The organism is Streptomyces fuscichromogenes (assembly GCF_014645815.1).
Classification (GTDB): domain Bacteria; phylum Actinomycetota; class Actinomycetes; order Streptomycetales; family Streptomycetaceae; genus Streptomyces; species Streptomyces fuscichromogenes.
This window is the reverse complement of sequence record NZ_BMML01000014.1, coordinates 217,642-237,106: the sequence shown is the minus strand read 5'-3', so window position 1 is coordinate 237,106 and position 19,465 is coordinate 217,642. Positions and strand designations below refer to the sequence as shown.

20 protein-coding genes are annotated in these 19,465 nt (G+C 70.9%); 9 read left to right on the top strand and 11 right to left on the bottom strand.

Features of this window, described 5'->3' with window-relative positions:
• Positions 1–142 precede the first annotated feature (142 nt).
• Complete coding sequence (locus tag IEZ11_RS28965) at positions 143–880, bottom strand: SigE family RNA polymerase sigma factor (RefSeq protein ID WP_189265852.1); 738 nt, start codon at positions 878–880, stop codon at positions 143–145.
• Positions 881–1,137: 257 nt separating this feature from the next.
• Between IEZ11_RS28965 and afsQ1 the strand changes: the two genes are divergently transcribed.
• From afsQ1 to IEZ11_RS28940, 5 genes are all read left to right on the top strand, one after another.
• A complete protein-coding gene (afsQ1, locus tag IEZ11_RS28960) occupies positions 1,138–1,815 on the top strand; it encodes a two-component system response regulator AfsQ1 (protein WP_177232965.1) in 678 nt (225 codons plus the stop codon).
• Positions 1,812–3,404 (top strand): ATP-binding protein, encoded by a 1,593-nt coding sequence (locus IEZ11_RS28955; protein ID WP_373294988.1) that lies wholly within the window; start codon positions 1,812–1,814, stop codon positions 3,402–3,404. Before afsQ1 ends, IEZ11_RS28955 begins: the two co-directional genes overlap by 4 nt.
• Positions 3,404–4,006 carry a hypothetical protein gene (locus IEZ11_RS28950; RefSeq protein WP_189265851.1) on the top strand — a complete coding sequence of 201 codons (603 nt, stop codon included), beginning with the start codon at positions 3,404–3,406 and terminating at the stop codon, positions 4,004–4,006. Before IEZ11_RS28955 ends, IEZ11_RS28950 begins: the two co-directional genes overlap by 1 nt.
• A 350-nt stretch (positions 4,007–4,356) precedes the next feature.
• Entirely contained in the window at positions 4,357–4,908 is a 552-nt protein-coding gene (locus IEZ11_RS28945) for a VanZ family protein (RefSeq protein ID WP_189265850.1), read from the top strand.
• Positions 4,909–5,006: 98 nt separating this feature from the next.
• Entirely contained in the window at positions 5,007–5,204 is a 198-nt protein-coding gene (locus IEZ11_RS28940; RefSeq protein WP_189265849.1) for a PspC domain-containing protein, read from the top strand.
• A gap of 86 nt (positions 5,205–5,290) precedes the next feature.
• Here the strand turns inward: IEZ11_RS28940 and IEZ11_RS28935 are convergent, their stop codons facing one another.
• Together IEZ11_RS28935 and IEZ11_RS28930 are read right to left on the bottom strand one after the other, a co-directional pair.
• Complete coding sequence (locus tag IEZ11_RS28935; RefSeq protein WP_189265848.1) at positions 5,291–5,590, bottom strand: ATP-binding protein; 300 nt, start codon at positions 5,588–5,590, stop codon at positions 5,291–5,293.
• Positions 5,591–5,740: 150 nt separating this feature from the next.
• Entirely contained in the window at positions 5,741–6,898 is a 1,158-nt protein-coding gene (locus tag IEZ11_RS28930; protein ID WP_189265847.1) for an adenosine deaminase, read from the bottom strand.
• 123 nt (positions 6,899–7,021) lie between these two features.
• Between IEZ11_RS28930 and IEZ11_RS28925 the strand changes: the two genes are divergently transcribed.
• The gene (locus tag IEZ11_RS28925) at positions 7,022–7,786 is read left to right on the top strand and encodes an alpha/beta hydrolase (protein WP_189265846.1); all 765 of its coding nucleotides are present in this window, start codon (positions 7,022–7,024) and stop codon (positions 7,784–7,786) included.
• Positions 7,787–7,859: 73 nt separating this feature from the next.
• Here IEZ11_RS28925 and IEZ11_RS28920 read toward each other — a convergent pair whose 3' ends face one another.
• Positions 7,860–8,813, bottom strand: a complete 954-nt coding sequence (locus IEZ11_RS28920) for a LysR family transcriptional regulator (RefSeq protein ID WP_189265845.1) — start codon at positions 8,811–8,813, stop codon at positions 7,860–7,862.
• Between the two features lie 62 nt (positions 8,814–8,875).
• Between IEZ11_RS28920 and IEZ11_RS28915 the strand changes: the two genes are divergently transcribed.
• Positions 8,876–10,144 carry an MFS transporter gene (locus IEZ11_RS28915; RefSeq protein ID WP_189265844.1) on the top strand — a complete coding sequence of 423 codons (1,269 nt, stop codon included), beginning with the start codon at positions 8,876–8,878 and terminating at the stop codon, positions 10,142–10,144.
• Between the two features lie 211 nt (positions 10,145–10,355).
• Positions 10,356–11,369, top strand: coding sequence for a sigma-70 family RNA polymerase sigma factor (locus IEZ11_RS28910; RefSeq protein WP_189265843.1), 1,014 nt, complete (start codon positions 10,356–10,358; stop codon positions 11,367–11,369).
• Here IEZ11_RS28910 and IEZ11_RS28905 read toward each other — a convergent pair.
• Positions 11,253–11,549 (bottom strand): STAS domain-containing protein, encoded by a 297-nt coding sequence (locus tag IEZ11_RS28905; RefSeq protein WP_505996395.1) that lies wholly within the window; start codon positions 11,547–11,549, stop codon positions 11,253–11,255. The genes IEZ11_RS28910 and IEZ11_RS28905 overlap by 117 nt on opposite strands.
• A gap of 276 nt (positions 11,550–11,825) precedes the next feature.
• Here IEZ11_RS28905 and IEZ11_RS28900 point away from each other — a divergent pair, with 276 nt between their 5' ends.
• The gene (locus IEZ11_RS28900; RefSeq protein WP_189265841.1) at positions 11,826–12,746 is read left to right on the top strand and encodes an AEC family transporter; all 921 of its coding nucleotides are present in this window, start codon (positions 11,826–11,828) and stop codon (positions 12,744–12,746) included.
• On the opposite strand, the gene IEZ11_RS28895 is transcribed toward IEZ11_RS28900, so the two are convergent.
• From IEZ11_RS28895 to IEZ11_RS28870, 6 genes are all read right to left on the bottom strand, one after another.
• Positions 12,650–13,342, bottom strand: a complete 693-nt coding sequence (locus IEZ11_RS28895) for a Uma2 family endonuclease (protein WP_189265840.1) — start codon at positions 13,340–13,342, stop codon at positions 12,650–12,652. The genes IEZ11_RS28900 and IEZ11_RS28895 overlap by 97 nt on opposite strands.
• 74 nt (positions 13,343–13,416) lie before the next feature.
• Positions 13,417–14,694: a thymidine phosphorylase gene (locus IEZ11_RS28890; RefSeq protein WP_189265887.1), complete on the bottom strand. Its 1,278-nt coding sequence runs from the start codon at positions 14,692–14,694 to the stop codon at positions 13,417–13,419.
• 73 nt (positions 14,695–14,767) lie between these two features.
• The gene (locus IEZ11_RS28885) at positions 14,768–15,169 is read right to left on the bottom strand and encodes a cytidine deaminase (RefSeq protein ID WP_189265839.1); all 402 of its coding nucleotides are present in this window, start codon (positions 15,167–15,169) and stop codon (positions 14,768–14,770) included.
• Positions 15,166–16,428: an ABC transporter permease gene (locus tag IEZ11_RS28880; RefSeq protein WP_189265838.1), complete on the bottom strand. Its 1,263-nt coding sequence runs from the start codon at positions 16,426–16,428 to the stop codon at positions 15,166–15,168. The genes IEZ11_RS28885 and IEZ11_RS28880 overlap by 4 nt, the downstream gene beginning before the upstream one ends.
• Entirely contained in the window at positions 16,428–17,549 is a 1,122-nt protein-coding gene (locus IEZ11_RS28875; protein ID WP_189265837.1) for an ABC transporter permease, read from the bottom strand. Before IEZ11_RS28875 ends, IEZ11_RS28880 begins: the two co-directional genes overlap by 1 nt.
• Positions 17,546–19,264 carry an ABC transporter ATP-binding protein gene (locus IEZ11_RS28870; protein ID WP_189265886.1) on the bottom strand — a complete coding sequence of 573 codons (1,719 nt, stop codon included), beginning with the start codon at positions 19,262–19,264 and terminating at the stop codon, positions 17,546–17,548. Before IEZ11_RS28870 ends, IEZ11_RS28875 begins: the two co-directional genes overlap by 4 nt.
• Positions 19,265–19,465 lie beyond the last annotated feature (201 nt).

Here is a 19,465-nt window from a genome sequence, read left to right as displayed (position 1 = left end):
GGCGGAGCTCCCCCGTGCTTCCCCCCGGGTCCCCCCGGACCCGTTTTCCCCCGTGTTCCCCGTGAGTCCCCCCGGACCCTCCCCCAGGTCCCCCGTTTCCCCCGGTTTCCCCCCGTCAGGATCCCCCCGGATCCCCTTACCTTCAGGCGACAAGCTCCCCGAAGGCGTTCTCCTCGTCACGGCCGAAGCTGAGGACCTCGTCCTCGCGCAGCCGGCGGAGCGACCGCCAGATGCTGGACTTCACCGTGCCGACACTGATGTCGAGGATCTCCGCGATCTCCGGGTCCGTGCGGCCCTCGTAGTAGCGCAGGACCAGCATGGTGCGCTGGAGTTCGGGGAGCCGGGACAGCGCCTGCCACAGGACCGCGCGCAGCTCGGTGCCGCTCATCGCGTCCGTGTCGCCGGGCGTCTCCGGCAGTTCCTCGGTCGGGTACTCGTTGAGCTTGCGGCGCCGCCAGGCGCTGATGTGCAGGTTGGTCATGGTCCGCCGCAGGTAACCGCCCACGGCCGCCTTGTCGCTGATCCGGTCCCACGCCCTGTAGGTGGAGAACAGCGCGCTCTGCAGCAGGTCCTCGGCCTCGTAGCGGTCACCGGTCAGGTGGTAGGCGGTCGCGTACAGGGAGGCGCGGCGCTCCTGGACGTAGGCGGTGAACTCCGCCTCGGTCAGCGAGCGGTGCTCGCCGGTGTCCTCCCGGTGCGCGGTTCCCCCGTGCGCGTCCCCCGTGCGGCCGTCGACCACCGTCATATAGGCGGTGTGCTGGCGTCCGGTGCCGCGAGCGCACCCCCGCCCGCTCACGACACCGGACTTCTCGGAACCCCGGTTCACGTCGTGCAGACGCGTGATCACTGCGCTGGTGCTGTGACCGATCAGCGTGTTCATCTCGCGCCCCCCGTCGTGGACTTCCGGTAGTTCGGCTTGCTCGGGCCGCTCGCTCGTTCCCGCCGCTCGCCTGCCCGTGCCGAAAAGACTGCCGGGCCACCTTCACGGCCGTATCCGCCGACTGTCACAGACCTGTCACAGGGGTCCGGCACAGAGCGTCCACAGGAGGTGCACAGGTGGTGGCGCTACCGAGGTTTACGGGAGGCCGCGTGCCGCACAGGTCGTACGACAGGCCCTGCATGGGCCAGAATGAGCCCGTGCCTTCCCTGTTGCTGATCGAGGACGACGACGCCATCCGTACGGCCCTGGAGCTCTCACTGACGCGCCAGGGACACCGGGTGGCCACCGCTGCGACCGGTGAGGACGGTCTGAAGCTGTTGCGTGAGCAGCGGCCCGATCTGATCGTCCTCGATGTCATGCTGCCCGGCATCGACGGTTTCGAGGTGTGCCGGCGGATCCGGCGCACGGACCAGTTGCCGATCATTCTGCTGACCGCGCGCAGTGACGACATCGACGTGGTGGTCGGGCTGGAGTCCGGCGCCGACGACTATGTGGTCAAACCCGTCCAGGGGCGGGTGCTGGACGCCCGGATCCGGGCCGTACTGCGCCGCGGGGAGCGGGAGTCGACCGACTCGGCGACCTTCGGCAACGTCGTCATCGACCGCAGCGCGATGACCGTGACGAAGAACGGCGAGGATCTCCAGCTGACGCCGACCGAGCTGCGGCTGCTCCTCGAACTGAGCCGGCGGCCGGGGCAGGCGCTGTCCCGTCAGCAGCTGCTGCGGCTGGTCTGGGAGCACGACTACCTCGGTGACTCGCGGCTCGTGGACGCGTGTGTGCAGCGGCTGCGCGCCAAGGTGGAGGACGTGCCCTCGTCGCCGACCCTGATCCGTACCGTGCGTGGTGTCGGCTACCGCCTGGACGCCCCTCAGTGACGGACGTGCAGGGGGGTTTCCGCGGCTGGGCCGCGGACCGCAGGGGAGCCATGTCCCGGCTGCGTTTCACCAGTCTGCGGCTGCGGCTCGTCGTCGTCTTCGGGCTCGTCGCGCTGACCGCCGCGGTGTCCGCGTCCGGCATCGCGTACTGGCTCAACCGCGAGGCCGTGCTCACCCGTACCCAGGACGCGGTGCTGCGCGACTTCCAGCAGGAGATGCAGAACCGGGCCGGCGCGCTGCCGGTCCACCCGACGCAGGACGAACTCCAGCGCACGGCCGGGCAGATGGCCAACAGCAGCCAGCGGTTCAGCGTGCTGCTGGTCGGTGACGACACCGACGGCCGGACGGTGTACGGCAGTTCGGACGGGCTCAGCGCGTTCGCGCTGGACGACGTGCCGACCTCGCTGCGCAAGGCCGTCGACAAGCGGCAGAAGGTGACCGACAGCAACAAGTCGGCGTACCACCTGTACTGGCAGCGGGTCGTGGACCACGGCACGCCGTATCTCGTCGCCGGGACGCGGTTGATCGGCGGCGGCCCGACCGGCTACATGATGAAGTCCCTGGAGCCGGAGGCGAAGGACCTCAACTCGCTGGCCTGGTCGCTGGGGATCGCCACCGGGCTCGCCCTCATCGGTTCGGCGCTGCTGGCGCAGGCCGCCGCCACCACCGTGCTGAAGCCGGTGCACCGGCTGGGCGTGGCCGCACGGCGGCTCGGCGAGGGCAAGCTGGACACCCGGCTGCGGGTGTCGGGCACGGACGAACTCGCGGATCTGTCACGGACGTTCAACGACGCGGCCGAGGCGCTGGAGAAGCGGGTCGACGACATGGCCGCGCGCGACGACGCGTCACGGCGGTTCGTCGCCGACATGAGCCACGAACTGCGCACCCCGCTCACCGCGATCACCGCCGTGACGGAGATCCTGGAGGAGGAGCTGGAGGCGGAGTCCGGTTCGGTGGACCCGATGATCGAACCCGCCGTCCGCCTGGTCGTCAGCGAGACGCGCCGCCTCAACGACCTCGTCGAGAACCTGATGGAGGTCACCCGCTTCGACGCCGGTACGGCCCGTCTCGTCCTCGACGACGTCGACATCGCCGACCAGATCACCGCCTGCATCGACGCCCGCGCCTGGCTGGACGCGGTGGACCTGGACGCCGAGCGCGGCATCCACGCCCGCCTCGACCCGCGCCGCCTCGACGTCATCCTCGCCAACCTGATCGGCAACGCGCTCAAGCACGGCGGTTCACCGGTGCGGGTGTCGGTGCGGATCGAGGGCGAGGATCTGGTGGTCGCCGTACGGGACCACGGGCCGGGCATCCCGGAGGACGTGCTCCCGCACGTGTTCGACCGGTTCTACAAGGCCAGTGCCTCCCGGCCGCGTTCGGAGGGCAGCGGTCTGGGCCTGTCCATCGCGACGGAGAACGCCCGTATCCACGGCGGCTCCATCACGGCCGCGAACTCCCCCGAGGGCGGTGCGGTGTTCACCTTCCGGCTGCCCCGGGACGCCTCGCGGCTGACGGAGGAGAGCAAGGACGCCGGGGACGCGGGGGATGCCGGGGACGCCGGGGACGCCGGGGAGAAGAGCGCCTGATGCACGTACGAAGAATCCTGGCCGTCGCCGGACTGGCGCTCGCGCTCTCCGGGTGCGGGATCCGGGCCACCGAGGTGCCGACCGACTTCGGCGGGGCGCCCTCGCGGGTGCCGTGCTCGTTGAACCAGCCGGACCTGTCGTCGCAGGACGAGCACGGGGTGCCGGTGCAGGTGTTCCTGCTGTGCGGTTCCTCGCTGGTGACGGTCGACCGGGAGGTGCGGGTCCCCGACGGTTCGGCGGACGCCAAGCGGCGGGTGACGGTCGCCCAGGGGCTGCTCGACCAGCTCGCCGAGACGCCGTCGGCCGCCGAGAAGGAGGCCGGTTACACGACGTACGTGCGGGGCGGGATGAGCGTCTGGGGACCCCGGGCCGGGGACCCCGACGACACGCTGCGGCTGAGCACGTCACCGCCGCAGCTGACGTCGTACGCGCTCGCCCAGATCGTGTGCACGCTGTCCGACTCGGCGGCGGCCGAGGGGGACGGGTCGGTGATCCTGGGCGGGCCCGGGACGGAGGAGCTGCGGCGGTACGAGTGCACGGACGCCGTCCGGAACGCGCCGAGCGGGACTCGGCCGCCGTCCACCGAGGTGGCTTCCGGCTGAGGGCCGTCCGGGCGCCTCATGGGGTGCCCGGACAGGCCGCACGGCGAGTGCGGCCCGGTGGGGGCGGATCGCGCAGTTCCCCGCGCCCCTGACGGGGGCGCTGTCGGCGCCGCACGCCGAAACCGCCGCACACCTCCCCACGCCCGAACGGGGCACCGCCAGCGCCGTGGGGCGAGTGCGGCCCGGTAGGGGCGGACCGCGCAGTTCCCCGCGCCCCTGACGGGGCGCTGTCGGCGCCGCACGCCGAAACGACCCGGGGGGCCGTCGCGCGCTTCCGCGCGCCCCGGTGTGTTCGAGGCCTCATTCGGCTATCCGGAACCGATCGTGCACACGGGGGCGTCTTGGGGAGCGTGCAGCGTCAAGGCTCCATCGGCGGCAGCGCCGCGAACCGCGTCCGTGTGGCAGGGGGTGTCCTCCTTGTCGCACACCTCGCGTTCGTCGCCTGGCTGATGCTGCGGCCGCTGAACGTGCCCTGGGTGATGCCCGCCAACCTGCACCCCTTCGCCGGTATCCGCGCCGACCTGACGCTCGGCTGGCGCGAGGCCGCCCACCGGATCGGCGAGGGTCTCGCACTGCTCGCGCCGCTGGGTGTGCTGCTTCCGATGGCCCATGGCAGGCTCCGGGTCTCCCCGCTCGCCTCGCTGATCAGTTCGGCCGCCGCGGGTGCCCTGGTCTCGCTGGGCATAGCCCTGCTCCAGACCGGGGTGCCCGGCCGGGTGGTGGATGTCGACTCGGTCCTGCTCAACACGGCCGGCGTGGTGATCGCGCATCTCGCGGTGGTGCCGGCGGCCCGCGCCCGGCTGCGGCGCCGGGGCGAGCGGCGACGGCCCGCTCCCCTCCCCCAGGAGGAAGCGGCTCAGGGTCGTACCCCGACGATTCCCAGGGTCGGGATCGCTCCGTAGAGCGACGCTTCGACCCGGTTCGTCTCCGTAGCGTGGAGCACGACAGACGAGGGGCCGCACGGGCCGCCTCGGACCGGATGCTCACGAAGGAGCCGCGGATGTCCAGCCTCGCCCGCCCCACCCATGGCCGCATGATCGGCGGAGTGTGCGCCGCGCTGGCCCGGCGCTTCGGCACCTCCGCGACGACGATGCGGGTGATCTTCCTGCTGTCCTGCCTGCTGCCTGGACCGCAGTTCCTGCTCTACCTCGCGCTGTGGATCCTCCTCCCTTCGGAGGAGAAGGCCACCGCCTGGTAGCCCTCCCGCGCCTACGACAACGCCGTTGGGGCGCTCCGGTGGATACCGGGGCGCCCCAACGGCGTTGCCGATCGGCCGGGGAGAGGTCAGCCGAGCGGAATTCCGTTGACCGGCAGGCCGTGCGTGGGCAGGCCCTGGAGCGGCAGTCCGCCGAGCAGGCCGGCGACGGGCTTGGTCGGGCCGCCGGCGAGGACCTGCGTGAGGGCCGCACCGGCGCCCGGCAGGGCGTTGGTGACGTTCCCGGCCGGAAGTGTCTTGGTGACGGTACTCAGGGCCTGCGGGGCGTCCGGGACGGCCGGGGCCGCGTTGGCCGCACCCGCGCCGGCGGCGGCGAAGGCGGCACCGAGGGCGGCGACGCCGAGGGTCTTGGCAGCAGACTGCTTCATCGTTAGTGCGTCCTTGGAATGCGGAGACGGGATCGATAACACGCTGAGCGGTCCTCGACCGTAAACATGCCGGACCGCCGCCCGCAAACACCGAAATACGGACGGACGGTGAAGGGCCGTCCGCGTCCCGCTCCCCGCCCGGATGCCCGATCAGCCCTGCGCGTCGACAGATCCGCTGGTGGAGGCGGTCTGCTGGAACAGCCATTCGGATTTGAGTTCCGCATAACCCGGCTTGACCACGTCATTGATCATCGCAAGCCGTTCATCGAAAGGAATGAACGCTGATTTCATCGCATTGACGGAGAACCACTGGAGGTCGTCGAGCGTATAACCGAACGCCTCGACGAGATGCTCGAATTCCCGGCTCATACTGGTCCCGGACATCAGCCGGTTGTCGGTGTTCACGGTGGCCCGGAAGTGGAGCCGGCGCAACAGCCCGATCGGGTGCCCGGCATAGGAGTCGGCGGCCCCGGTCTGGAGGTTGGAGCTGGGGCACAGCTCCAGCGGGATCCGCTTGTCGCGGACGTAGGACGCCAGCCGGCCAAGCTTGACCGTGCCGTCCTCGTGGACCTGGATGTCGTCGATGATCCGCACCCCGTGCCCGAGCCGGTCCGCGCCGCACCACTGGAGCGCCTGCCAGATGGACGGGAGCCCGAAGGCCTCGCCGGCGTGGATGGTGAAGTGGTTGTTCTCGCGCTTGAGGTACTCGAAGGCGTCGAGGTGCCGGGTGGGCGGGTAGCCGGCCTCGGCCCCCGCGATGTCGAAGCCGACCACCCCCAGGTCCCGGTAGCGGTTGGCGAGCTCGGCGATCTCCAGGGAGCGGGCCGCGTGCCGCATGGCGGTGAGCAGGGCGCCGACCCGGATCCGCCGGCCGTTCTCGCGGGCGAGGGCCTCGCCCTGCCGGAAGCCCTCGTTGACGGCCTCGACGACCTCTTCGAGGGTGAGCCCCTGCTCCAGGTGCTGCTCGGGGGCGTACCGCACCTCGGCGTAGACGACACCGTCCTCGGCGAGGTCCTCGGCGCACTCGCGGGCGACCCGGACGAGGGCGTCCCGGGTCTGCATGACACCGACGGTGTGCGAGAACGTCTCCAGGTACCGCTCCAGCGAGCCGGAGTCGGCGGCCTCGCGGAACCAGATGCCGAGCTTGTCCGGGTCGGTCTCGGGGAGCTGGGCGTACCCGGTCTCCCGGGCGAGGTCGGCGACGGTGCCCGGACGCAGGCCGCCGTCGAGGTGGTCGTGCAGCAGAACCTTCGGCGCCCGGCGGATCTGCTCCGGCGTCGGGGTGTTCGCGGTGCTCTGGCTCGTCATTTCCGCACTGTAACTCCTACGCGCGTAGATCGCTCGGTACTCGGAGATTTCCCTTTCCGCCGATACGCAATGGTGACCGCACGGACGGGTCGCGTACAGCGCGTCTTCTGACACTGTTCTGTCATGGCACAGCAAGCGACGCCGGTCCGAACGGCCAGCCTGAGCAGGGCAGTCGGCCAGGAGCCGACGACGGCGACCGGAGCGGTCCTGCTCCTCCCCGGCGGGGAGGAGATCTCCGCGCGCAAACCGTCCCCCGTATGGGCGACGGCCTTCGTCCGCGCCCTCGGCCGCCGGCTCGCCCGTGACGGCCGCGGCGAGGGACTGGCCGCGCACGTCGTCCACTACCGCTATCGCGGCTGGAACGGCAGCGAGGCGCATCTCGCGGGGGACGCCAGCTGGGCGGCGGACGAGGTGGTACGACGGTACGGCGATGTGCCGGTGTGCCTGCTCGGCGTGGGGATGGGCGGCCGGGCCGCGCTGCACGCGGGCGGCCACGAGGCGGTCAACTCCGTTGTCTCCATCGCGCCCTGGCTGCCCGAGACGGACGTGGCGGCGCCCGAGGAACCGGTTCGGCAGCTGGTGGGGCGGCGGGTGCTGATCGTGCACGGCACGAACGACGAACGGACCGACCCGGAGCTGTCGTTCCGGCTGGCGACGCGGGCGAAGAAGGCGAACCGGGAGGTGTGCCGGTTCGAGGTGCACTCGGACGGGCACGGGTTGCACCAGCACCGGGACGAAGTCCTCGCTCTCGCTTCGGACTTCGTCATGGGGGCGTTGTACGGGCACACGGTGTCGCGGCCGGTCGAGGACGCGCTTGCGGCGCCGCCGCCGATCGGGTTGCGGATGCCGTTGGCTGCGGGGTTCGGGAAGTCGTTGCGGAGGGGTTGAGCTCCGTTTCAGAGTGCAGGTGCGTCGTGGTTGCTCGCGCAGTTCCCCGCGCCCCTGAAGGGGCGCGCTGTCCCTAGGCCGGGAGCAGGTTGCCCCTTCTCGAGAGCAGGAATCTCTTGAAAGCCGCCACCGGTGGGGTGTCCGGACGGCCCTCCAGCCAGGCCACGCCGATCTCTCTCGCCGCTCTCGGGGCCGTGACCGTCAGTTCCACGACTCCCGGGCGGGGAAAGGCGGGTGGCGGGAGCAGTGCCACCCCCAACCCGGCGGCCACCAGGCCCCGCAGGGTCTCCGCCTCCTCCCCCTCGAAGGCGATGCGCGGCCGGAAACCGGCGTCCTTGCAGAGGTCGTCGGTGATGCGGCGGAGGCCGTAGCCCGGTTCCAGGGTCACGAAGGTCTCGTCGGCCGCTTCGGCGAGGCGGACCCGTCTGCGGGACGCCAGCCGGTGGTCCGCCGGAACCACCAGGCGCAGCTTCTGTTCGTCCAGGCGGCGGGCGGCCAGGTCCGGGGCGTCCGGTACCGGGGAGGTCAGGCACAGGTCCAGCTCGCCCGCCCGGAGCTTCTCGATCATCGCCTCGCCGTAGTTCTGGACGAGGCTGAAGCGGATGCGCGGGTGGTCGGTCCGGAACGCCTGGAGCAGGCCCGGGACCGTCTCCGCGCCCATGGTGTGCAGGAACCCGAAGGCGACCTTGCCGGTGGTGGGGTCGGCGTCGGCGCGCACCTCGTCGGCGGCGCGCCGCACCTCGCCGAGGGCACGCTCGACCGAGGTGAGGAAGGTACGGCCGGCGGGGGTGAGGGAGACGGTGCGGCCGTGCCGGGTGAAGAGGTCGACGCCCAGGTCCTGTTCCAGGCGGGCCATCGCGCGGGAGAGGGTGGACTGCGGGACGCCCAGCTCCTGCGCGGCCCTGGTGACATGCTCCGTGCGGGCCACGCCGGCGAAGTACGCGAGACGGGGGGCCAGCAACATCGTCATGTCTTCCGTGTCACTGTACGGTGACAGACGCTCCGCTGACCTCTGCTGATGCTCCATGGGAACGATTATGACGATTCCGTGCATTGGACGGATCAGCGTGCGAGTCCTACGTTCGAAGCATGTCTCCCGCCAGTACCGGGGCGTCCACCCTCATGGGCGCCGTCTCGTCCGTCCCCGCTCCCGACTCCCGGCTGACCCCGGGCGGTCCCGGATACCGCCGGATGAGCTTCGCGCTCTTCCTGGCCGGTGTCGCGACCTTCGCCCTTCTCTACTCCACGCAGGCGCTGCTCCCGCTGATCTCGGACGGCTACGGCGTGTCCGCGAGCGACGCGAGCTGGACGGTGGCGGCGGCGACCGGCGGACTGGCGCTGTTCGTGCTGCCGATGAGCGCCCTCTCCGAGCGCTTCGGGCGTCGTACGGTCATGACGGCGTCGCTGGCGGTGGCGGTGACCGTCGGGCTGCTGGTCCCCTTCGCGCCCTCCCTGGGCGTGCTGATCGTGCTCCGTGGCGTCCAGGGTGCGGCGCTGGCCGGTCTGCCGGCCTCCGCGACGGCGTACCTGGCCGAGGAGGTCCGCCCGAAGGCACTGGTCACGGCGATCGGACTGTTCGTCGCGGGCAACAGTGTCGGCGGGATGAGCGGCCGGGTCATCACCGGCTGGGTCGCGCAGGAGTGGGGCTGGCGGGTCGCCGTGGGCGTGATCGGCCTGGTCGCGGTCGGCTGCGCGATCGCCTTCCGGCTCCTCCTCCCCGCCCCGCGGCACTTCAAGGCGGGCTCGCTGCACCCGCGCCGGCTGCTCGGCACGGTCCGCGACCACCTGGCCGACCCGCTGCTGCGCCGCCTGTACGCGATCGGCGCGCTGTTCATGACCGTCTTCGGCGGCGTGTACACGGTGATCGGCTACCGCCTGACCGAGGAGCCCTTCTCGCTCCCCCAGGGTGTCATCGGCTCGATCTTCCTGGTGTACCTGGTGGGCACGGTGTCGGCGTCGACGGCCGGGCGTCTGGTCGGCCGCCTCGGCCGCCGGGGCGCTCTCTACCTGGGCGGTGGCACGACGGCCGCCGGTCTCCTGCTCTCCCTGGCCGACTCGCTCCCCCTGGTCCTGCTGGGCCTGGTCCTGATCACCGCGGGCTTCTTCGCGGGCCACGCGGTGGCCTCCTCCGCGGTCAGCAAGACGGCCACCCACGGCCGCGCCCAGGCCTCGGCCCTCTACCAGTCCGCCTACTACATCGGCTCCAGCGCGGGCAGCACGGTGGGCGCCATGGCCTTCCACGCACAGGGCTGGTCGGGCACGGTGAGCGTGGGCCTGCTGGCGATCGCGGGCGTGGTGACCATCACCCTCCTGGGCACGGTGGCAGCCCGCCGGCACATCCTGGCCAACGCCCACTGAAACTCCGTCAGGGGCGCGGGGAACTGCGCGAGCAACCACGACGGCGCCGCACCCGCCACCCCACCGCACCCCCCACCCCCTTGGGCGCCCCCCACCTCACCTGCACGTTTCCCCACTCCGGGGGCCATTGTCAGTCCCCTGCGATAGCTTCCGAAGTGCTGGAGCGCAACGGCGCGCGAACAGGAACGGCCACAGGGGTGGGTGGACGGCAATGACCGACGGCACGGCGACGGCGGACCTCGACGTCGCACTGGAGAAGTACCGGACCGAGCTGACCGGGTACTGCTACCGCATGCTCGGATCGTCCTTCGAGGCCGAGGACGCGGTGCAGGACACCCTGGTGCGGGCCTGGCGGAGCTACGAGAAGTTCGAGGGCCGTTCCAGTCTGCGGTCGTGGCTGTACCGGATCGCGACGAACGTGTGCCTGGACATGCTCAGCGCGAGCAGCAAGCGGGCCCGGCCGATGGACCTGAGCGAGTCGACGCCGCTGGCCCAGGCGGCACTGTCACCCCGGCCCGACAACACCTGGCTGGAGCCGGTGCCGGACGCCCGCGTGCTGCCGACGGTGGACGACCCGGCGGAGGCGGCCGTGGCCAGGGAGTCGATCCGGCTGGCCTTCATGGCCGCGCTCCAGCAGCTGCCGCCGAAGCAGCGCGCGGTGCTGATCCTGCGCGAGGTGCTGGCCTGGCGGGCGACCGAGGTGGCCGAGCTGCTCGGCACCTCGGTCGCGTCGGTCAACAGCGCCTTGCAGCGGGCCCGGGCCACCCTGGCCGAGCAGCGGCAGTCGGGCGCCGGCGCCGAGGTCTGCGACCCGCTCGACGAGGAGCAGCGAAAACTCCTGGAGCGCTATGTCGCCGCCTTCGAGGGCTACGACATGACGGCGCTGACGGCACTCCTCCACGAGGACGCCGTCATGACGATGCCGCCGTTCGACCTGTGGCTCACCGGCCACGACGACATCACCGGCTTCATGACCACCATCGGCTCCGCCTGCGAGGGCTCGCGGCTGTTCCCGGTCCAGGTCAACGGCCTGCCCGGGTTCGCGCAGTACAAGCCCGACCCGGACACCGGCGGCTGGAGCCCCTGGTCCGTCCAGGTACTGGAGATCTCAGACGGCAGGCTGACCGGGTTCCACTTCTTCCTCGACACCAAGCGCTGGTTCCCGCTCTTCGACCTCCCCCTCCACCTGGAGCCCGAGGCCGAGGAAACGGAGGAGGGAGCGTAGGGCGGGGTCGGGGTCGCGGAGCCGTGTCCGCCCTCCGGCCCGCCGGGCCGCCAGCTCCAGCCGGGCCAGCAGGTCCACGGCCGCCAGACCCGGCGGTCCGAGGCCGGCCACGTCACAGACGACCACTCCGGCGCCGGTGACCGCCAGCAGCTCACGCACGTCGTCACACAGCCCCGGCACCTCGTCCCTGGCGACGGGGCCCGACAGCACGAGCACGGCGGGGGTCACGGCATTCACGACGCGGTAGACCGCCGGCGGTCCGGCAACTCATCGGCAGGCGTCGCGACTCACCGGTAGGGGGTCGCGACTCACTGGCAGGGGTCGCGCAGATCACGTCGATCACAAGGACCACAACGTTGACCTGGACCTGACCGGCCCAGAGGGTTGGTGTATGCGCCACGTACCGCCATCGCCCCCACCGCCCGACGGCCACCCGGCTCCCGCCGAGGAGGTCATGTGCAGGGGGTACTGAGCGGTTTCGCGGTGATCGCGATCGTCATCGCCGTCGGCTACGCCCTCGGCCGCGGTGGTCACCTGGGGGCCAACGGCCGCGAGGTGCTCACCAAGCTCGCCTTCCACGTCGCCTCCCCCGCCCTGCTCTTCACCACCCTCGCCAGGGCCGACCTGGCGGTGGTCTTCTCCAGCCGCCTCCTGGTGACGGCCCTGAGCACGGCAGCGGCGGCGGGCGCGTTCGTGGCGGTGGGCGTCGCACGACACTGGGGCGTGGGCCGCACCACCATCGGCGCCCTGTGCTCCAGCTACGTCAACTCGGGCAACCTCGGCATCCCGATCGCGGTGTACGTGCTGGGCGACGCGTCCCTGGTGGCCCCGGTGCTGCTCTTCCAGGTGGTGGTCCTCACCCCGGTCGCCCTGACGATCCTCGACGTGGCGGGCATGGGCGAGAAGGGCCCGTGGTGGCGCCGACTGCTGGCGCCCCTGCGCAACCCGATCGCGATCGGCTCCCTGACCGGCGTACTGGTCTCGGCCCTGGGCCTGCACGTCCCCGGCCCGGTGATGGACCCCCTCACCCTGATCGGCAACATGTCCGTCCCGGCGGTCCTGCTGGCCTTCGGCATCTCACTGCACGGCAGCACGCTCCCCGGCCGGGGCCACGACCGGCACCCGGTGTTCCTGTCGGTCGCCCTGAAGTCGGTGGGCCAGCCGCTCGCCGCCTGGGCCCTGGCGTCGATGGTCTTCGACCTGCACGGAGCGCCCCTGCTCGACGTGACGGTGACCTCGGCCCTCCCGGCCGCGCAGAACCTCTACACCTACGCGAGCACCTACCGCGCCGGCGAGGAACTGGCCCGCGACTCGATCCTGCTGTCGACGGTGCTGTCGGTGCCGGTGCTGGTGATCGTGGCGGCGCTGCTGGGGTGACGCGCCGGCCAGTCGACGGGGAACTCGGCGGTGTCGATCGTGAGGTCGAACGGCTCCGGCAGCTTGATGGGGTCGCCGAACTTGACGGCACGCAGGATCCGGTAGACGCCGTCCCTCGGCTCGCCGTACAGCGTGATCGTAGGGCCCCCCGGTGCCAAGCCGTCGATCAGGAGATACAGCGGCACACCCGCCTCGGCACAACCTGCGGCCTTGTGGGTCCGATCGTTGGTCAATGTGGCCTTGGAGGTGATCTCCACGACGAGTTCGGCCCTGTCCACCGGCACGAAGTAGGCGTCCCCGGCAAGTGCCTCCTCCGGCACCACGGCAAGGTCCGGCATGTAGAGGCTCAGCCGGGACGGTACGGCCATGCCCAGCCGCTGATAAATGCCCCAGTCCTGCGGGATCGCCTCGTAGAGGCGGCGCTGCACCCGCCCAGCAATGCAATGGTGCGCGTTGGCAGCCAGGGGAGTCACCATGACGAGGCCATCGATGATCTCCACCCTGCAGCCCTTGGGAACATCCGTCTGCTGCCAGAGCCAGACCAGTTCGTCCCACTCGTTGTCAGCCACGATGTAGTCGGCGTCGAACTCTCCCATGGGCCCATCAGACACGCCGAACGGGACCGGCGCAGGTCCACCGGCCCCGTTCACCCGATCGAGAGACCTCCTCGTCAGGCGATGCGCTCCAGCACCACCGGCGACGCCGTGAACTCCGTCCCCGCCGCCCCGATGTCGTACGACCCCTCGACCGCCTGGAGCGCGTACTCGAAGCGTTCCGGGGTGTCGGTGTGGAGGGTGAGGAGGGGCTGGCCCGCCGTCACCGTGTCGCCTGGCTTGGCGTGCAGCTCGATGCCCGCGCCCGCCTGCACCGGGTCCTCCTTGCGGGCGCGGCCCGCGCCCAGGCGCCAGGCGGCGACGCCGATGCCGTAGGCGTCGAGGCGGGTCAGGACACCGGACGACGGCGCCTTGATCACGTGCTGTTCCTTCGCCACCGGGAGCACCGCGTCCGGGTCGCCGCCCTGGGCCGCGATCATCCGGCGCCAGACGTCCATCGCCGAGCCGTCGGCCAGCGCCTTCGCCGGGTCTGCGGCGCGCACGCCGGCCGCGTCGAGCATCTCGCGGGCCAGGGCGATCGTCAGCTCGACGACGTCCGCGGGGCCGCCGCCCGCCAGGACCTCCACCGACTCGCGGACCTCAAGGGCGTTGCCCGCCGTCAATCCCAGCGGCGTCGACATGTCCGTGAGGAGCGCGACCGTCTTCACGCCGTGGTCGGTGCCGAGGCCGACCATGGTCGAGGCCAGTTCGCGGGCGTCCTCGATGGTCTTCATGAAGGCGCCGGTGCCGACCTTCACGTCCAGGACCAGGGAGCCGGTGCCCTCGGCGATCTTCTTCGACATGATCGAGGAGGCGATCAGCGGGATCGCCTCGACCGTGCCGGTGACGTCCCGGAGCGCGTACAGCTTCTTGTCGGCGGGGGCCAGGCCGTCGCCCGCCGCGCAGATCACCGCGCCGGTGGTGTCGAGGACGTTCAGCATCTCCTCGTTGGAGAGCAGCGCGCGCCAGCCGGGGATCGACTCCAGCTTGTCCAGGGTGCCGCCGGTGTGGCCGAGACCGCGGCCGGAGAGCTGGGGGACGGCCGCGCCGCAGGCGGCCACCAGGGGCGCGAGCGGGAGGGTGATCTTGTCGCCGACGCCGCCCGTGGAGTGCTTGTCGGCGGTCGGGCGGGACAGCGAGGAGAAGTCCATGCGCTCGCCGGACGCGATCATCGCGGCCGTCCAGCGGGCGATCTCGCGGCGGTTCATGCCGTTGAGGAGGATGGCCATCGCGAGCGACGACATCTGTTCGTCGGCGACCTCGCCTCGCGTGTACGCGTCGATGACCCAGTCGATCTGCTGGTCGCTGAGCTCACCGCGGTCCCGCTTGGTGCGGATGACGGAGATGGCGTCCATGGTGGCCATGGCGTTCCCTTCGAAGAAGTGCGATGCGTACGGCCCCTCCCAACCGGAAGGGGCCGTACGGGAGTTACTTGGTGAGATGGGCCGGGCCGAAGGCCTGGGGCAGCATCTCGGAGAGGGGCAGGACGCCCTCCGGGGTGTCCAGGAGGAGGTCCGGGCCGCCGAACTCGTAGAGCAGCTGGCGGCACCGGCCGCACGGGACGAGCAGCCCGCCGGTGCCGTCCACGCAGGTGAAGTGCGTGAGGCGGCCGCCGCCCGTGCGCTGCAGCTGGGAGACGAGTCCGCACTCGGCGCACAGGCCGAGGCCGTAGGACGCGTTCTCCACGTTGCAGCCGCTGACCGTACGGCCGTCGTCCACCAGGGCCGCGACCCCGACCGGGAAGCCGGAGTAGGGGGCGTACGCGTGGGACATGGCCTCGCGGGCCTCCGCGCGCAGGGACTCCCAGTCGAAGCCGGCCGCGTCGGTCACTTGCCCTGTCCCTTCCGGTACGGCAGGCCGTCCGCCTTCGGCATCCGCAGGGACTGCGCGGACAGCGAGAGGACGAGGAGGGTGACGATGTACGGGGTGGCGGTCACGAGCTGGCGCGGGACCTCGTTGGTGGTGGCGTACCAGAGGAACATCAGGACCGAGATGACGATCGTGATGGCGGCCGGGACGTACTTCTTGCGCCAGGCCAGGTAGGCGGCGCCGACCACCAGCAGGATCGCGATCAGCAGGATCAGCGCGTGGACGTTCACCGTGCCGCCGCGCAGGTTGAGGCTGTCGGTGTAGCCGAACAGGCCCGCGCCGAGGGCCAGGCCGCCCGGCATCCAGTTGCCGAAGATCATCGCGGCGAGACCGATGTAACCGCGGCCGGCCGTCTGGCCGTCCAGGTACACGTTGGAGGCGACGATGGAGAGGAACGCGCCGCCGAGGCCCGCGAAGCCGCCGCTGATGAGCACCGCGATGTACTTGTACTTGTAGACGTTGACGCCGAGGGACTCGGCCGCGACCGGGTTCTCGCCGCAGGAGCGCAGGCGCAGGCCGAAGGCCGTGCGCCACAGGACCCACCACGTGATCGGGACGAGCGCGACGGCGACGACCGTCAGCGGGGACAGGTCGGTCAGCAGACCGCCGACCAGGCCCGCGATGTCCGAGACCAGGAACCAGTGCTTCCCGTTGAGCGTGTTCAGCCAGTCGGACAGCCCTGGCACGCTGAAGGTGCCGAGCGAGTCGATCGGCGGGGACTGCTTGGAGGAGCCGCCCTCGGCGTTCTCGAAGGTGAACTTCGAGAGGTAGCGGGTGGCGCCCAGGGCGAGGATGTTCAGGGCCACACCGGAGACGATGTGGTTGACGTTGAAGGTGACGGTGGCGACGGCGTGCAGCAGGGCGCCGAGCGCGCCGCCGAGGATGCCGAAGACCACGCCGACCCACGGGCCCCACTGGTAGCCGGCCCAGGCGCCGAACCAGGTGCCGAGGATCATCATGCCTTCGAGGCCGATGTTGACGACGCCCGCGCGCTCGGCCCACAGACCGCCGAGACCGGCCAGGCCGATCGGGACGGCGAGGCGCAGCGCGGTGGACATCTGGCCGGTCGAGGTGATGCCGTCGGCGCCGGTGATCAGGCGTACCGCGGAGGTCAGGATCAGGACGCCCGCGATGACCAGCAGGAGTACCGGGAGCGACATTCGGCGGCCGCCCCTGCCGGGCTGCTTCGCCTGCGGCTTGGCGATGGTCTCGGTGGACATCAGGCCGCCACCTCCTTCTTGGTGTTCTGGGCGGCGGCCGCGGCGAGCTCCGCGCCGACCTGGCGCTGCTGGCGGCGCAGGCCCCACTGGCGTACGGCTTCGTAGGAGATGACGACGGAGAAGACGATCAGGCCCTGCATGATCGTGGCGATCTCCTTCTCGTACGCCACCGGGGTGGCGTAGTCGAGGGCGGGCGAGGCCTTGTCGAGGAAGGCCCACAGCAGGGCGGCGAAGGCGATGCCACCGGGGTTGTTGCGGCCGAGCAGGGCGATGCCGATGGCGGTGAAGCCGAGGCCGGCCGGGAAGTCGAGGCTGTAGGTGTGGGAGTCGCCGAGCAGCAGCGGGAGGCCCGCGAGACCGGAGACGGCGCCGGAGATCAGCATGGAGACCAGCACCATGCGCTTGGCGTCGACGCCGGAGGCGGCCGCGGCGGACTCGGAGGCGCCGGTGGCGCGCAGGTCGAAGCCGAAGCGGGTGCGGTTGAGGACCACCCAGTAGCCGATGCCGAGAGCGATGGCGACGAAGACCATGCCGTAGATCTCGCCGACGTCGGAGCCCAGGTTGATGCCGGGGAACCAGCCGGACTTCTTCATCACGCCGGTCGTCATGTTGTTGCCGACCTGCACGCCCCACACGTTCGAGAGGGTGACGTAGCCGATGACGCTGGTGGCGATGGCGTTCAGCATGATCGTGGAGACGACCTCGCTGACCCCTCGGGTGACCTTGAGGACGCCCGCGATACCGGCCCAGAAGGCGCCGGTGAACATGGCGACCAGGAGCAGCACCGGGATCTGCAGGAAGGCGGGCAGGCCGATGTTGGCGCCGACCACGGCCGTCATCACGGCGGCGAGGCGGTACTGGCCGTCGACGCCGATGTTGAACAGGTTCATGCGGAAGCCGAGGGCGACCGCGATGGCCGCGATGTAGTACATCGCCGCCTGGTTGATGATCAGGACCTGGATGTCCGAGTACGGCAGCTGCTGGAGCATCAGCACGTACGGCTCGAACGGGTTGCGGTTCGAGGCCAGCAGGACGATCGAGGTGAGCGCGATCGCCAGCACGAGCGCGATGACCGGGCCGGCCAGCGCGAGGAGCACCCGCTCCTTGTCGAACTTCTTCATCGGGCCTCGTCCTCCGGACCAGCGGCGCCTTCGTGTCCTTCTTGGGCGGTGTCTACGTGTTCCAAGTGGCCGGACGCGGCACCCGTCATGGCGGAGCCCAGCTCCTCCGGGGTGATCGTGGCCGGATCGGCGTCCGCGACCAGCTTTCCGTCGTAGATCACCCGCAGGGTGTCCGACAGGCCGATCAGCTCGTCCAGGTCGGCGGAGATCAGCAGCACGGCCAGGCCCTCGCGGCGGGCCTCCCGGATGCGGTCCCAGATCTGCGCCTGGGCGCCGACGTCCACACCGCGGGTGGGGTGGGCGGCGATCAGGAACTTCGGGTGGTGGCTCATCTCGCGGCCGACGATCAGCTTCTGCTGGTTGCCGCCGGAGAGCGAGGCGGCGGTGACGTCGATGCCGGGGGTGCGGACGTCGAACTCCTCGACGATCCGGCGGGTGTCGGCCTGGGCACCCTTGATGTCCAGCCAGAAGCCCTTGGCGTTGGGCTTCTCGGTGACGTGGCCGAGGATGCGGTTCTCCCAGAGCGGGGACTCCAGGAGCAGACCCTGGCGGTGCCGGTCCTCGGGGATGTAGCCGACGCCGGACTCCCGCCGCCTGCGGGTCTGCCAGCCGGTGATGTCCTCGCCGAGGAACTCGATCGCGCCGGAGTCGGCGTGCCGGGTGCCGATGAGCGCGTCGATCAGCTCGGTCTGGCCGTTGCCCTCGACGCCGGCGATGCCCATGACCTCGCCGGCGTGGATGGTGAAGGAGACGTCGTCGAGGACGCGCTTGGCGGCGCCGGGGGTGGTGGCCTCGTCGAGGACGTCGCCGCGCGCCGTGGCGCCGGCCGAGCCGACCGTCGCGGTCTCGGGCTGCGCGCCGACCTCGCCGAGGGAGGCGATGCCGCCGCTGGCGTAGACGGTGAGGTTCCTGACGGTGATCACGGGCTGGTCGGTGACCGTGGACTCGGCGGTCTCCGGGGTGGGCAGCTCGCTGCCGACCATCAGCTCGGCGAGCTGGCGGGGGGTGGTCTCGGAGGGGATCGCGGTCCCGACGGTCGTACCGCGGCGGATGACGGTGATGTCGTCGGCGACGGACAGCACCTCGCCGAGCTTGTGGGAGATGAAGATGACCGACAGGCCCTCGGACTTCAGCTCGCGCAGGTTGTCGAAGAGCGCGTCGACCTCCTGCGGGACCAGGACGGCGGTGGGCTCGTCGAGGATCAGGGTCTTGGCGCCGCGGTAGAGGACCTTGAGGATCTCCACGCGCTGCCGGTCGGCGACACCGAGATCCTCGACCAGGGCGTCCGGGCGGATGCCGAGGCCGTACCGGTCGGAGATCTCGTTGATCTTCTTCCGGGCGTTGCCGCCGATGCCGTACAGCTTCTCGCTGCCGAGTACGACGTTCTCCAGGACCGTCAGGTTGTCCGCCAGCATGAAGTGCTGGTGGACCATGCCGATGCCGCGCGCGATGGCGTCGGCCGGGGACGAGAAGGCGGCCTGCTCGCCGTCGACGGTGATGGTGCCCTCGTCCGGCTTCTGCATGCCGTAGAGGATCTTCATCAGGGTCGACTTGCCGGCCCCGTTCTCACCGACCAGGGCATGCACGGTGCCCTTGCGGACGGACAGGTGGATGTCGTGGTTGGCTACGACACCCGGGAATCGCTTGGTGATCCCCGCCAGCTCGACCGCGGCTGTCGTCTCTGCGGTGAGCGGAGGGCTGCTGGACGCGTCGATGGCGCACTCTCCTAGGGAAAGGGGCCGCTCTACGCGCGTAGCGCCCCTGCTTTAAATAGTGCCCGGACCTGACCGAGTTTTTACGACTCTCGATCCGTTCCGAGCATTCTGCCGCGCGAACGGGGTGTGTCCCTGCCGTAGACGGTCCGAGGGTGCCGGATCTACGACAGGGGCGCGGGAAGGTCATCCTTCCCGCACCCC